At 69.1% G+C, this 13,068-nt stretch carries 14 protein-coding genes and 3 pseudogenes; 8 read left to right on the plus strand and 9 right to left on the minus strand.

What is annotated here, in order from left to right; genetic code table 11:
* Window positions 1-325: transposase (locus tag GTR02_RS13940; protein ID WP_240895706.1), on the plus strand; the 325-nt coding region annotated here is incomplete at its 5' end.
* 496 nt (window positions 326-821) lie between these two features.
* Here the strand turns inward: GTR02_RS13940 and GTR02_RS13945 are convergent.
* On the minus strand, window positions 822-1,505 hold the full coding sequence (locus GTR02_RS13945; RefSeq protein ID WP_166608102.1) for a CG0192-related protein: 684 nt from the start codon (window positions 1,503-1,505) through the stop codon (window positions 822-824).
* 47 nt (window positions 1,506-1,552) lie between these two features.
* Complete coding sequence (locus tag GTR02_RS13950; RefSeq protein WP_338073808.1) at window positions 1,553-2,440, minus strand: alpha/beta fold hydrolase; 888 nt, start codon at window positions 2,438-2,440, stop codon at window positions 1,553-1,555.
* A 195-nt stretch (window positions 2,441-2,635) separates the two neighbouring features.
* Here GTR02_RS13950 and GTR02_RS13955 point away from each other — a divergent pair, with 195 nt between their 5' ends.
* From GTR02_RS13955 to GTR02_RS13965, 3 genes are all read left to right on the plus strand, one after another.
* Window positions 2,636-2,869, plus strand: coding sequence for a FitA-like ribbon-helix-helix domain-containing protein (locus GTR02_RS13955; RefSeq protein ID WP_166608103.1), 234 nt, complete (start codon window positions 2,636-2,638; stop codon window positions 2,867-2,869).
* Entirely contained in the window at window positions 2,866-3,258 is a 393-nt protein-coding gene (locus GTR02_RS13960; protein ID WP_166608104.1) for a PIN domain-containing protein, read from the plus strand. Before GTR02_RS13955 ends, GTR02_RS13960 begins: the two co-directional genes overlap by 4 nt.
* A 124-nt stretch (window positions 3,259-3,382) precedes the next feature.
* A complete protein-coding gene (locus tag GTR02_RS13965) occupies window positions 3,383-3,703 on the plus strand; it encodes a hypothetical protein (protein ID WP_166608105.1) in 321 nt (106 codons plus the stop codon).
* 169 nt (window positions 3,704-3,872) lie between these two features.
* Here GTR02_RS13965 and GTR02_RS13970 read toward each other — a convergent pair whose 3' ends face one another.
* The 3 genes from GTR02_RS13970 to GTR02_RS13980 all read right to left on the minus strand — a co-directional run bounded on the left by GTR02_RS13970 (window position 3,873) and on the right by GTR02_RS13980 (window position 6,030).
* The gene (locus tag GTR02_RS13970) at window positions 3,873-5,276 is read right to left on the minus strand and encodes a P-loop NTPase family protein (RefSeq protein WP_166608106.1); all 1,404 of its coding nucleotides are present in this window, start codon (window positions 5,274-5,276) and stop codon (window positions 3,873-3,875) included.
* Window positions 5,277-5,389: 113 nt separating this feature from the next.
* Complete coding sequence (locus GTR02_RS13975) at window positions 5,390-5,551, minus strand: hypothetical protein (protein ID WP_205709255.1); 162 nt, start codon at window positions 5,549-5,551, stop codon at window positions 5,390-5,392.
* A gap of 137 nt (window positions 5,552-5,688) precedes the next feature.
* The gene (locus GTR02_RS13980; protein ID WP_166608107.1) at window positions 5,689-6,030 is read right to left on the minus strand and encodes a hypothetical protein; all 342 of its coding nucleotides are present in this window, start codon (window positions 6,028-6,030) and stop codon (window positions 5,689-5,691) included.
* A 521-nt stretch (window positions 6,031-6,551) separates the two neighbouring features.
* Here GTR02_RS13980 and GTR02_RS13985 point away from each other — a divergent pair.
* Window positions 6,552-7,063: pseudogene (locus GTR02_RS13985) on the plus strand (GNAT family N-acetyltransferase).
* Window positions 7,064-7,160: 97 nt separating this feature from the next.
* On the opposite strand, the gene GTR02_RS13990 reads toward GTR02_RS13985, so the two are convergent.
* A complete protein-coding gene (locus GTR02_RS13990) occupies window positions 7,161-8,402 on the minus strand; it encodes an MFS transporter (protein ID WP_166608108.1) in 1,242 nt (413 codons plus the stop codon).
* 176 nt (window positions 8,403-8,578) lie between these two features.
* Between GTR02_RS13990 and GTR02_RS13995 the strand changes: the two genes are divergently transcribed.
* Both GTR02_RS13995 and GTR02_RS14000 read left to right on the plus strand, forming a co-directional pair.
* Window positions 8,579-9,175, plus strand: coding sequence for an ATP-binding protein (locus GTR02_RS13995; RefSeq protein WP_166608109.1), 597 nt, complete (start codon window positions 8,579-8,581; stop codon window positions 9,173-9,175).
* Between the two features lie 82 nt (window positions 9,176-9,257).
* The gene (locus GTR02_RS14000; RefSeq protein ID WP_205709257.1) at window positions 9,258-9,554 is read left to right on the plus strand and encodes a toxin-antitoxin system YwqK family antitoxin; all 297 of its coding nucleotides are present in this window, start codon (window positions 9,258-9,260) and stop codon (window positions 9,552-9,554) included.
* A 64-nt stretch (window positions 9,555-9,618) separates the two neighbouring features.
* Here GTR02_RS14000 and GTR02_RS14005 read toward each other — a convergent pair whose 3' ends face one another.
* The 3 genes and pseudogenes from GTR02_RS14005 to GTR02_RS14015 form a co-directional block, all read right to left on the minus strand.
* Window positions 9,619-10,020 (minus strand): NUDIX domain-containing protein, encoded by a 402-nt coding sequence (locus tag GTR02_RS14005; protein WP_205709258.1) that lies wholly within the window; start codon window positions 10,018-10,020, stop codon window positions 9,619-9,621.
* Window positions 10,021-10,479: 459 nt separating this feature from the next.
* Window positions 10,480-11,722: pseudogene (locus GTR02_RS25050) on the minus strand (IS110 family RNA-guided transposase).
* A 326-nt stretch (window positions 11,723-12,048) separates the two neighbouring features.
* Window positions 12,049-12,396: a hypothetical protein gene (locus GTR02_RS14015; RefSeq protein ID WP_166608110.1), complete on the minus strand. Its 348-nt coding sequence runs from the start codon at window positions 12,394-12,396 to the stop codon at window positions 12,049-12,051.
* 404 nt (window positions 12,397-12,800) lie between these two features.
* Here GTR02_RS14015 and GTR02_RS14020 point away from each other — a divergent pair.
* A pseudogene (locus GTR02_RS14020) lies at window positions 12,801-13,068 on the plus strand (tyrosine-type recombinase/integrase); the annotation flags it as partial.

Genomic DNA, 13,068 nt, shown 5'->3' on the forward strand with positions numbered 1-13,068 from the left:
CGACGTGACCGCTTTCGCGGTGTTCCCCGAGGCACACTGGCGCAAGATCTGGTCGACCAACCCGATCGAGCGCCTCAACCGCGAGGTCAAGCGCCGCACCGACGTGGTCGGGATCTTCCCCAACGCCCAGGCGCTGCTGCGCCTGGCCGGCTGCGTTCTCATCGAAGCCCACGACGAGTGGCAGTCCGGAGAGCGCCGCTACCTCTCCGAGGCCTCGATGGCGTTGCTGACCCCACCGGAACCGATCCTCCTGCCCACCCCCGCGCTCCGCGCGGACGGCGACACGACCACGACCCTCGACACGACCACGGCGCTCACGGCATAGTCCGAACCCGCAGCGCTTCACGCGCACGAGTTACACCACTCCACGGGACTCCATCCCCCGGTGTCGGCCTTGGGACGGCACTTCATCGAGGCCAGACACCACCGAGACTGGTCGGTTGGATTACCGGCGCTACGAGTTCGCGGTCATCCCGCTGGTCGCGCGTGATCGTGATCGGCCGACGACCTCGCGGTCTTGTCGATGGCCGCAAGATCACTCTTCCCGCGACGGGCCTAGCTGATCAAGAACGCGCTGGCGCCGGCTGACGGCACGTCGTTGACGACGGACCGTGCCCGACAACCCCGGCACGAAGATCACTAACAGCAAGACTGGGTAGAACAGTCCAGATCGGTCACCGTCGATGCCAGCGACAGCCACCAACGTGATCGCTGCCGCGAGGACGACCGCTTGCACGATGACCAAGAACAAGTAGAAGTGCCTCGGCAACGGCGAACCAGCAGCGACCACCACCCCAGTGTCCCTGCGGGTGACGTCGCGGTCATCCCGCGCTGGGGGCGACATCGCGGTCACGGCCGGGCTGCTGGGTGCCCTGCTGCGGCGAGAGGTCCACGGTCGCCAGCACCCGAGGGGTCCCCTGCCCGGGCCACGTGCCGCTCAACACGAGGCCCGCTCCCGTCGCGGCGGCGACGACGACCCGCGGCAGGACGATCCTGACGCCGGCGTCGATCGTCGTCGTGGTCCCCTCGTGGCTGACCACGGGCGCCGTCAGGGGCGGGACGCCGTCCCGGGCACCGCTGCCGCGCACGTGCGTCGTGGCCGGCTCCAGCACCAGCCCGTGATCGCTGGCGGCGTACAGGTCGGCCTCACGGCCGCCGGTCACGACGGTGGCGACCAGGGCGCTCACGTAGACGGGGTCGTGGCAGCCGTCGTAGATCCAGCGGTCGCCGAGGGTGGTGTGCGTCATCGTGGTGATCAGGGAGTCGTCGGCTCCGGCCCTGGGGGCGCCGCGGTACGTCAGCGGCACCTGCAGCACCTGCCCGTCGGCGGTGGCCAGCAGGTGCGTCTCCATCCCCACCTCGCCGTCTGGGTCGTCGAAGCGGTAGGACCCGAGCCTGGTCAGGACGGAGGTGTCGGCGTCCCCGGTCCAGGGCTGGTGCGGCACCCACGCCTGCAGCAGCTCGAGCTTGGTCGGCACGATCGTCGCCGGGTGGTGGACAGCCATCGCGCGATCGTGGCAGAAGAGCGGTCACCCCCGCCCGGACCTCGCGGTCATCCCGCGGTCAGGGCGTTGCGCAGGGCTGCGGCCAGGACGTCGGGGGCGTCCTCGGACAGGTGATGCCCGGAGTCGATGACGTGCCCGCTCAACCGGCCCGACCCCGGCTCCACCCACGGCCGCCACACCTGCAGCGGGTCCCCGTACAAGGTGCCCATGTCATCGCCGCTGGCCCACAGCACTAGCAGCGGGCACTGCAGCCGCCGCCCCGCGGCCCGGTCAGCGTCGTCGGCGACGCGGTCCACACCCAGGCCGGCGCGGTAGTCCTCGCACATGGCGTGCACCACCGCCGGGTTGCTGATGGCGGCGACGAGGTCGTCCTGGTTGTCCTGCCCCATCGCCGGCGCGTCGGGGCGGTACCAGGCCAGCGGGTTGGCGTTGATGAGCGGCTCGGCCGGCTTCACCGTCTGGCCCAGGAAGAACCAGTGCCACCACAGCTGCGCGAAGCCGGCGTCGGCCCGCTCCAGGGCGTCGCCGATGGCCACGCTGTCCAGGATCGTCAAGTGGCTCACGGCCTGTGGGTGGTCCATGGCCAGGCGGTGGGCGACGTAGGCGCCGCGGTCGTGACCGACCACAGCGAAGCGTTCGTGACCTAGAGCGCGCATTAGGGCCAGGACGTCGTCGGCCATGACCCGCTTGGAGGCCTGGGCGTGGTCGTCGCGGGTGGGGGTGGTGGTGGAGGCGCCGTAGCCGCGCAGGTCTGGGCAGACCACGGTGAAGTCCGCGGCCAGCAGGGGCGCGACCTGCCACCAGGTGGTGTGGGTGCGGGGGTGTCCGTGCAGCAGCAGCACCGCCGGGCCGCTGCCCCCGTGGCGCACCCGCAGGCGCACCTCGCCCACCTGCACATGCTCCAGCTGGAAGTCCGCGAAGAAGTCGCTGCTCACGGTGCCGATGGTGCCGCAGGTCGCGCCTCGCAGCCCGGACCATCAGGGCCTGCTCGTGTCTGGTCAGGCATCCCGCCGCCTGAGCCTCTTCACGGTCATCCCGCATTGTGCGCGGTCCTGAGCTGCTGGCGACTTCGCGGTCTTGACGATGGCCACGTGATTGCACACCGGCGCCAGTAGCGCCAGAATGGCGCCATGCCGAGTGTTCAGATCAAAGATGTCCCCGACGAGACGCACACCGTCCTGCGCCGCCGCGCCGCCCTGGCCCACCAGTCCCTGCAGGAGTACCTCCTCGCCAAGCTCGTCGAGGAAGCCAGCACCCCCTCCCTCGACGAAGTGCTCGAACGCGCCGGCGGGCGAGCCGGCGGCAGCCTGTCCTTCCGCGACGCCGTGAAGGCGGTGCACGACGACCGTGACCGCCGTTCGTGATCGTCGTTGACGCCAGCGTCCTCGCTCCCGCCCTGGCCGACGACGGCCCCGACGGCGACCGGGCCCGGGATCGTCTACGCGGCGAGGTGCTCACCGCTCCTGAGGTGATCGACCTCGAGGTGGCCTCCGTCTTGCGCCGCGCCGCTGCGAGCGGACGCCTCCCCGTTCGCCGCGCCGACCTCGCCTTGAACGACCTCATCGACCTGCCCCTGCGCCGCGCCGGTCACCGGGCGCTGCTTCGTCGTTGCTGGGAACTGAGGCACACCGTCACCAGCTACGACGCCGCCTACGTCGCCCTGGCCGAGGCCCTGAACATCGTCTTGGTCACCGCCGACGCCCGCCTGTCCCGTGCGCCGGGCATCACCTGCGAGGTGGAGGTCCTGCACTGACCCCAGCGCCACACGTACCGCTGAGCAGGAAGTCATCGACGTCCGCACGTGTCGGGATGAGCGCAGTCCGCCGGCCTCAACCTCACCCGGTGGGCGCCGGCCCCAGCGACGGGAGGGTGCTCAGATGACGCATGGATTCGTTCCTCAACGCGACGAAGCAGGCAACGAGAACTACCGCGTCATGCGGATCAACCTGGACCACAGGGTGCCCCACCACGCTCTGGATGAGGCCCCCGCGTTGCACGGCGACATGCCCCGCCGGTACGCGAAGCACCCCGGCCTCGAGGGGCGAGACATCGTCGACTTCCTTCAGCAGCAGGAACTCGTCCTGGGAGCCCACGACCGAGCCACGGCGGACGTGGTGGCCCGCGATCTGGACTCGGCAACGGTGCTGACCGTGCTGTCCTGGGTGCGCCGCTCTCCAGGGGCGGCCAGCTCGGCGTAACGCGCAGTCATCCCGCGTTCCGGGCGCGATCATGGTCGGCCGAGCACTTGACCATGCCGCCGTCCGCGCGGTCATGGCCACCCCGATCCTCCCCCGCAGGTCTTGGCGACCTTGAGAACTTCCTGCTGTTTCGGTCGAAGGACGTTGCACCGTCACCCAGAGAGGGCGTTCAGCTGCGTTGGACGTACCCCGCAAGCTGTGCATGCTTCTTCAAGGTGCTGCGGATCTGCCCTGCGATCACTGAGGGCGTCGTTCCGTCCGGGGCGTAGGCCTTGAGTTCGAGGATGACTTGACGTCGGTCGATGGGGGCGGCGGGTAGGCCTTGCGGGGTGGGCCGATTCACGAGCACATCCGCGACGACCCTTGAGTGCGGGGTCTTCACCTCGCTTTCGGCTCTAGCGGGCAGGTCCAGGGCAGTGAGGCAGGCGGCCAAGCGGTGCCCCAGGACAGTCGGCTTGGTGTTGACCGTGGGGTACCAGGCCCGCGCGTCCTTAGCTCGCTGAGATGACTCCCCATGGTCCTTCATCGGTCGGTAGCCGTCTGGGTCCCAGGTGCCGTTGACCAGGGTGAACAGGTGCGTGCGGCTGAACGAGTCGAGGTAGCTCTTGGAGGGAGGGTTGTCCGGCTGAGTGAGATCCAGGCAGACCGACCGGAGGTCAGCAGCCTGAATGGGCACCAGGCGGACGTCGAAGTAGAGGCGGGCTTTGTTGTAGGCGTCCAGAGGGAGTTGCTGCTGATCGTTGACATTCAGGGCGCGGTAGAAGGCGTTCCAGTCGAGGCGGTAGCCAGCCCGGGGGTTGGTGAAGTTGCGGACGTTGGCCAGGCGCTGTCCGTCCGTCACCGGCCAGAGCATGATCACTTGGTACTCGGAGAGGTCCTGCAGGCCGTCAGCACTGAAGTGGTCGCCCGTTTCCTCAATCGCTGTCCCCAGAGTGGGGGCCTTCCGCGCGACGTCCTCCAGGTTTGGGCGTAGTACCTCGAAGTCGGCCAGCTCGCTGCCCTCGTTGTGGAACTCGAAGGTCTCTTCGATCACATCCGGCCAGTCGCTCCGGGGCAGCGCTTCCAGCTCGAAGTCAGCCCGGGCGAGCAGCCGCGAGTTGCGCGACGTCGCCGCGGCCAGCTCGGCTTGGAATTCCCGGCTGGTGGTCAGCCAGATGAACAGTACGGGCGTGCTGGGCCGGGACCGATCCAGCCGGCTCAGAGCTTCCACGAAGCGGGTGGGGATGTCTTCACGGCGGGCCACGTTCTCCTCGAACTGGTCGACCACGGCGATCAGAAGCTGAGCCGCGGTCTGCGGAAGCGAGGTCTCCAGCGGCGCGCTCCCCTCGACGACCTCCCTGGGCAGCACGTGGACCTCAACGTCGGGCAGGTGAGTAGCGAGCTCCCGTGCAGCGCTCGTCTTGCCGGCGCCGCTGAGGCCGAACACCGGTAGGAACCGCACGCCACCGCTCACACGCATCCGCTGATAGGCGGTCTTGACCTCATTGATCAAGGACCGGTTGGGGCGCAGCTGTGCACGGAACTCGGGCCGCAGGTCCTCGTAGCGCGAAGGCAGGTCGACGGGGGTCGTCATGACGATCATTCTGCCTGGCGGCGACACCTTGGGGCGGCTCTACCGTCAGATGCGCAGTGCGGATCGAGACTAGGGCCCCTCGGACCCGGTCATCCCGCAACCCGCGCGGCTGCTCAGACCCAGCCGGTGCCGGTAGCCATGCCGCCCGTCGGCGTGACCGCGGTGCGTGGACGCCGTCGGCGCTGCTCCACCGCCCGGAAGGTCCGCGACCAGCGCAACGCGAACGCCTCCAGATCATCCGCAGTGACGCACGCCGTCAGCTCTTCGTCCTCCACGGCCGTCCATGATGCGGCGCGTCGGGTCGCCACCGCCGCGGTGGAGGCGTGGCGCAGAGCGTGCGACCGACGAGGTCGGGGAGCCAGCCCCAGTCCTTGCAACGGGGCCTGAGGCTGGGGCTGAGCGTGAGGGTGGATCATGGCGCGACCAGCAGCCAGCCGTCGCGCTGGCCCCCGGGACCGTGCAGGAGCCAGCCGCGGGCGCGCAGCCACGCGGTGCGCTTCTGCCACACCCGGTCCCCCACCCCCGCCTCCTGGGCCAACAGCCCGGCGGTGAGAGCAGCGGAGGTGCGGCCCTCGGCGTCCGCAGCGGCGGCCAGCGCCCACACCACCGCGGTCATCGACTCCACTGCCGGGCGCTGCAGCACCGCCCGCGGCACCTCGGTGACATCGGCCAGGACCGCCTGCCCCCACCGCACCGCGGAGGGGGCCATGGCGCGGGGGGCCTGAGGCAGCCGCACCGAGACGGCCTCGCTCATCGAGCACTCACCCTTCAATGTTCGGCAGCTGCGCGCACCACCTTCACCCCACGACGGCTCGGGTCCCCGTGATCTTCGGCAAGGACAGAATGACTGAGACAGATCGGCGGCGACACGTCTCAGTCATCCTGTCCCGCTGCAGGTCACAGCCTTGGGGCTGGGACAAGATGACTGAGAACGGACAACGACGACTGTCCTCTCTCATCTGATCTGTCCCAATCTCACGACACCTGTCCCACCTCTCATCCGATCTGTCGCAGCGTCTCAGCGGATCTGTCCCAGCGTCGGCCGCCTACCGAGCGGGCACAGCCCGTGATCACGGGTGGCAGTGCACCCACCACAGTGATCACCTCACGGCGAAGAGGTCTCCTGGCAGGTGCTGAGGGCCGTCTCCCCAGACGACGGCCTACGCGGTAGGCCTACTCCCCCGCCGGGGGACGACTTCACGGTCATGTCGAAGAGCGCTGGGTCGTCAAGACGCTCCAGCCGGGCGGGACCCGTCACGCTGGGACACTCTCGTCATGGTCACCACCCGCTTGATCGACCCTCAGGACGCTGAGGTGTTGGCGCGCCTACTCACGGAGAACCGCGACTTCTTAGCGCCCTACGAACCGCTACGCGAGGAGTCCTACTTCACCCCGGACGGCCAACGAGCAGACATTGACGCCGCCCTGAACGCCCACCAGCAGGCAGCCAACCTGCCGCACGTCATTCTCGATGAGACCGGCGCGGTCATCGGCCGCATCACCCTCAACGGCATCGTCCGCGGAGCGCTGCAGTCGGGCAGCCTCGGCTACTGGGTCGCCCAGGCCGCCGGCGGGCGCGGCGCGGCCACCGCCGCCGTGGCACGCATGACCCGGCTGGCCTTCGAGGAGCTCGCGCTGCACCGGGTGCAGGCGGAGACGCTGGTGGACAACGTCCGCTCCCAGCGGGTGCTGGAGATGAACGGCTCACCCGCTACGGGCTGGCCCCGCAGTACCTGAAGATCGCCGGGCGCTGGCAGGACTTCGTGATGTACCAACTGCTGAGCTGAGCGCGCGGTCAGCCCGCAATCCAGGCGACCGCCGGCGGCTCGCGCATCGCGGTCTTGCCGAGATGAGGACGATGCGTCTCCGTCCGTCCGACGGGGATCAGCCCGTGACTTGGGACTTCCCGTTCCTGAGCCACCGCACACGCCCGGCTGTCCCGAACGTGATCAACAGCGACAACCCGGCCGCCACGGCGATGGCGATCGCGGGACTGAACCCCTGAGCCAGCACCCCAGCGATGCCAGCGCCCAGTCCCTGCCAGGTCATCCGCCCTGCCGACTCCACTCCCTGCACCTGACCCCGCACCTCCTGCTCCGTCACGGCGAGCAACTTCTCCTGCAACGGCAGCGTCGCGGCGTACCCGACGCTGGCGAAGAACACCGCGACCACACCCACCACCAGTGGCGGGTGCAGGGCGAAGGCGAGGAACGGCGCAGCCAGCAGCACCCGCAGCCCCAGCGCCCACCGCGCCCGCTGAGGCGCGGTGAGGAAGCGGCCCACGGTCAGGTCACCGGCCAGCATCCCGCCCGCCCCGGCAGCCAGCAGCAGTCCCGCGTGGGTGCTGTCGTAGGACACGAACAACGCCTCGCAGCCCACGATCAACCCATTGGGCACCCACAGGTTCACCAGCAGAACCCGCTGATCAGCCCGGCGCATCAAAGCTACGTTCGTGGCCCATGTCCGAGCCAGGCCAGGACGGCGGGTCAGGCGCACAGAGTGCTCGCGCACCGAGACCGCGGTCGCCAGCAGTCCAGCCCCGACGAGGGCGGCGGAGATCAGGAAGCCCCGGCCAGGGTCGAGGAAGCGCAGCAGGAACGCGGCCGCGGTGAAGCCGATGACGGCTGTCCCACCGGAGGTGATGTTCATCAGCGACCGGGCCAGGGCGTAGCGGCGGGCGGGGACGACCTCGCTGAGCAGCCCGAGCCGGGCTCCGGTCCCCAGGGAGGCGAAGAACCCGGTGATCAGCAGCAGCCCGAACCGGGCCGGGAGCGGCAGGCTCGGCACCGCCTGGGCGGCCACGCTGGCCAGCGACAGGGCCTGTAGAGCCAGCAGGACCCGGCGAGGGCGGGCGGTGTCGGCGATCGACATCAGCGTCAGCGCACCCAGGACGGTGGCCAGGGTGCCGGCGTACATGCTGAGCGCGGTCAGCAGCGGTGAGCTGGTCTGGGCATGGACGAGAGTGCCCAGGGTGTAGCCGGAGAGGGTGCTGGCGGCGGTGGTCGCGGTGAAGCTGACGTAGAGGCCGGCGAACTCGTGGTTGGCCAGCAACGCCCGGTAGGTGACGGGGCCGCTGTCAGCGACGGCGGTGGAGGGCTGGTCGGGGCGGGGCGAGGTTGGGGGCATGCAAAAAGCCTCCGAGCACCGCGAGAGCGGCACCGGAGGCGTCGAGTGTGATCTTACCGTGTGATGGCCGGACCTCGCTCGATCAAGACGTCAATCAGGACGTCGCCAACGTCCGGTCATCCCGCAATCCAGGCAGGGCGCCGGCAGCCGACGAGCAGATGCTTAGCATCAGCCTCGTGAGCGCTGAGCAGCCCGGGACTAGCACGCACGACTGGTCATCGACCGTCGACGAGCAGCACCTGACCTCCATCCGTGAGAACGCCTCCACCTACGCCCGGGGAGGCGTCCAGCACCTCATCCTGGAAGTGCTGGCCTACGCCGACGACGAAGCCCGGGCCCTGGGGCGAGCAGGCTCGTGCACCATCACCGCTCACGACGACGCCTCCATCTCCGTCAGCGACGATGGCCGCGGCACCGATACCCGCCGCAGCGCTGACGGCCAGGTGGTCCGCAAGCCGGTCATGGCCACGAAGGACCTGCGCTTCTTCGACACTGACGTTGAAGTGCTGCCCGACGGCCTGCCTCGCCGAGGCATGTCGATCGTCGCCGCCCTCAGCTCCCGGCTGGAGCACACCAACCACCGTCGAGAGGGATCGTGGACCCAGACCTACGAACACGGCGTCCCCCACGGCGACCTGCAGGAACTGCCGCCATCGGTGACGACTGGGACCACGGTGCGCTTCAACGCCGATCCTCAGCTCGTGCACTCCGCGCCACTGGACACCTCGCTCGTGCAGCGATTCACGTCGGTCAACGTCCACGTCCTCGACTGAGGCAGCGGCCAGCCTGTTGCGCCGTCGACCTCGCGATCATCCCGCCGTCCGGGCGCGATCATGGTCGGTCGACTTCACGCCCATGTTGATGTCCGACCAGGCGTTTACCGTCCGCGGCAGCAGCGAGGAGGCCGCGATGCCGATGACTCCAGAAGACGCCCATGAGCGCGTCGAGCGCGTCGCCGACGGCTCCGTGCGGGCCCGAGGCCCGGTCGTGGACGGGCTACTGCACGGGTACTGGCAGTGGTGGCGCAAAGACGGCACCCGCCTGCGCTCAGGGCACTTCGAGCGAGGCGAACCGGTCGGCGAGTGGATCACCTACGACCACGCCGGCGAGGTCCACAAGGTCACGCAGCGGACGGCCGGCACCGAGCGTTGAGCTGTAGCGGCGACCTGGGTCACCGCGAGAAGTGACCGCTCATGGCTCCTTGGCGCGCGGCTGGTCAGGTTGCCAGCAGGCCGTCCTGCACCAGTCGAGGGACCAGCACATCGCGCAAGGCGGGGGCCAAAACATCGGGGGCTCGCAGGCCCGCACCGGTGATCCAGCGCAGGTCGGCCAGTTCAGCGGCCAGCCGGGGCGGCGCGGCGAGCCCGCAGCGGTAGACCGTCATCCGCATGGGCACTGCCTCCAACGCCGCCGGCGCCTGCACCACCAGGTACTGCTGGGCACCGACGGCAGTGGTCGACAGCTCCTCCGACAGCTCACGGGCCAGGGTCTGCTCCGGCAGCTCCCCGGCGTCGGGCTTGCCGCCGGGCAGGTAGAAGACTTGAGCGGCGGCGGTCTTGCTGACCGTCAGCAACCGCTGATCGACGAGGACGGCTGCTGCGACGACTTCCAAGACCACGACGGGCACGGTAGAGGGCCGCTGACCGATGGCCGACATCACGGTCATCCCGCTGGTCGCGCGCCTGAGCGCGGGTGGCTGACACAGGCCGGAAGTGGCGCGATGCTGACAGACATGACTGCTGGTCTTTGCCCCCGCCCGATCTCGCAGGACGACGCGGCTGCGCTGATCGGTGTCCTAGCCGTGCTCCAGGGACAGGTGCTCGGCCATCAGCTTCACGACGAGGTGGTGGCGAGTCTACAGCGACGGGTTGGCGCCGACGGTGGAGACGCCGAGCTGGAAGCAGCTTTGGACAATCTCAATCAACGCCTCCGGTACGCACTCGGGGAGTACAGCGACCCACCTCTCTCGCGTTGACACGAACGAGCCGCGAGTCCGCACGCTCACGGGCCGAGTACAGCCGGAGGCCTGGGGCTGGGCAGCCACCCCGCGGACGTTCGCTCATGGCACCCTTCTGTGTCAAGGGCCGACTCGAACAGGGGTCTTGCGCGTTCGCTTTCGGGTAGCGACGATGGGTTCGGCGGGTCCGGGAAGTGACTTCTCCGAAGAGCCGGCATCGGGGTCCGAGCCGGTCGCGCTGGAGCCAGTAGTCGCCCCCGTTTGTCCTCCCGGGCCCGTCATCATCGTCACGCCACCCGTGCTCGCGTGGGCCTGCTCATCCATGATCTTCGACTGTTCGAGGACCTCCTGGTCGAGGGGGTCGGCGGGCGCGGCGTCGGCGACTCTGCCGGTAGACGACATCGGACAGGCGCCGCTTCAAGCACCGCAGCGCCTGCATCGGCGACTTCCCCGCCGCCAACTTCCGCCGGTAGTAGGCCCGTCCTGGCGTGTCGTGACGGATCTGCACGATCGCGGCGATGTGCAGCACCCGGTTGATGCGCCGGTTGCCCGACCGCAAGAGGCGGTGGCGGTTGTTGTCGCCGCTGGAGGCGTCGATGGGTGCGGTCCCGTTCCAGGACGCGAAGTGGCCCTTCGTCGGGAACCAGGCGACGTCGCCGACGTCACCCAGCAACCGTGCCGCCCCTGAGGGCCGATGCCGTTCAACTCCAGCAGCTGCGACCCGGTCAAAGCGATCAGCGCCGTGAGCTGCTTCTTCGCCGCTTTGATCTTCGCATCGATGACGGCCAGGTCGGTGATCTTCTCCGCCGCCAGCGCCCGCCTGGTCTTGCCGGCGACGTCGCGCGGTCGCACCCTCGTCAGCAGCGCCTTGGCCTGGGCTGCAGTGAGGAACGCCTTCGCCCCAACGGGCATGAGCTCCAGCAGCAGCTTGTGGATGCGGTTGACCGTCTGCGTGCGCAGCACCCCCAACTCGTCGCGGCGGTCCACCAGCAGCCGCAACGCGACGTTCTCCCCATCAACGCCCACGCGTTGCAAGTTCGTGGTGCGGGCTGCGACCAAGGCGATGGAGTGCGCGTCGGTGGCGTCGGTCTTGCGGCCCTGCCCGGTGGAGAAGACCCGGACCCGTGCGGACAGCTTCGCCGGCACGTCCACCACCAGCTCACCATCGGCGACCACGGCGCTGAGCCAGGTGCTTGCCGATGCCGTTCGCGCCCTCGACGGCCCACGTCCGCAGCGGCCACTGACGTCCCGCGGTGAGCATGTCGCGGTAGCCGGCGGTGTCGGTGGCAAAGCGACCGCCGGCGATCACCTGTTGCCGCTGGTCGAGGACCTCGATCGTCGCCGAACGCTTGTGCGGATCCATCCCGATGATCACGCCTGAGGTGGTGTCCACCTTGCCCCCTCACCTTCGCCGACCGGCCACACCAGGTAGTGCGGCCGGTACTGCTGGCAAGGGTGGGCAGCGCTACTTGGAGTGGAACAAACCTCTCTTGAGCCACACCCCGCCGGGCGGTGCCCGACGCTCCGCACGCCATGAGAGAGCCACACTGATCCAGCTAGTGGGCAGCCGCCAGAAGAGCGTCACGCCGGGCACCTCAACACAGCCTGGCCGGGCCGATGCCGTGGGTCCAGTGAACAAGTAGCCGCTGGTCGCGCGTGTCCTGGCCGGTCGACACTCTTGCGGTCACATCAAGATCGGTCTCGCGGTGCGCGCAAGCGTCGCCGCATATTGGACCGGACAGCCAGCACTAGGAGGTTAATGAGCACAAGGTAGATCGCTGCTGCAACACCGAACATCACTTCGGCGATGATCCATAACGCGTCCTCCTTGGATAGCGGGATCCCCATACCGACCAGGAAGGCCGCCAGGACCATCACCACGCCCAGCCAAGGGTGGACCTTCAAGTGACTCACCACGGCGGCAACCGCAAGTCCCACGCACGCACTGCCGACGGCCCAGGGCGTCGCTGACGGACTGGTCCACTCCGGTGCTGCGAAGACATACCCACTCGCGAAACCCAGGACGACGACCACCACCCGCCACACGGTGACGAACTTCTCCCCTGGGCTTGAAGCGGAGACGGGGAGCGGTTGAGCTCGGGATGAGTCATCTGCGGGCGGCACACGAGCAGTCTGCTCCACTCCGCAGACGTTCGAGCAGCCACGGAAGTCTGACGCTCGATCAGCTCGGCGGGTCACTCGTAGTGCCGACCTCCCAACACAGCCGGGTGCAGACTGCCTCGCCGAGCCGCACCCAGCAAGTCTGAATGATGGGGGCACCGGCTCGGTCCGATCACCCCTCCGCGCGGTCATGCCGCGCCGCGGGCGCTCTCGCCAGCATGCTCGCCGCAGGAGGATGCTCGTCCACGAGCCTCACACCCGACAGCCTCCCCATCCCCCTTGGTGACGGGACGTGGCGCACCGACCCGCTGCGCCTAGCGGTGGCCGCCTACCTTGCCCGCTACCGCGGTGAGACCCGCCGTCACGCCGAGTCCGACCCGCGCGCCTACCTCACCTGGTGCCAGCTACCCAGCCTCGAACCGCTACGAGCCCGGCGCCCCCACGTCGAGCTCTACGTCCGCTGGATGCAGGAGACCCAGCACTTCGCCGCCTCCACCGTGTCCAGGCGCATGTCAGTGGTCACGGGCTTCTACCGCACCTGCGTCATCGACGAGGTCCTCGAGCACTCACCCGCCGACTACGTCCGCC

The sequence above is a fragment of the Kineococcus siccus genome, assembly GCF_009906795.1.
Classification (GTDB): domain Bacteria; phylum Actinomycetota; class Actinomycetes; order Actinomycetales; family Kineococcaceae; genus Kineococcus; species Kineococcus siccus.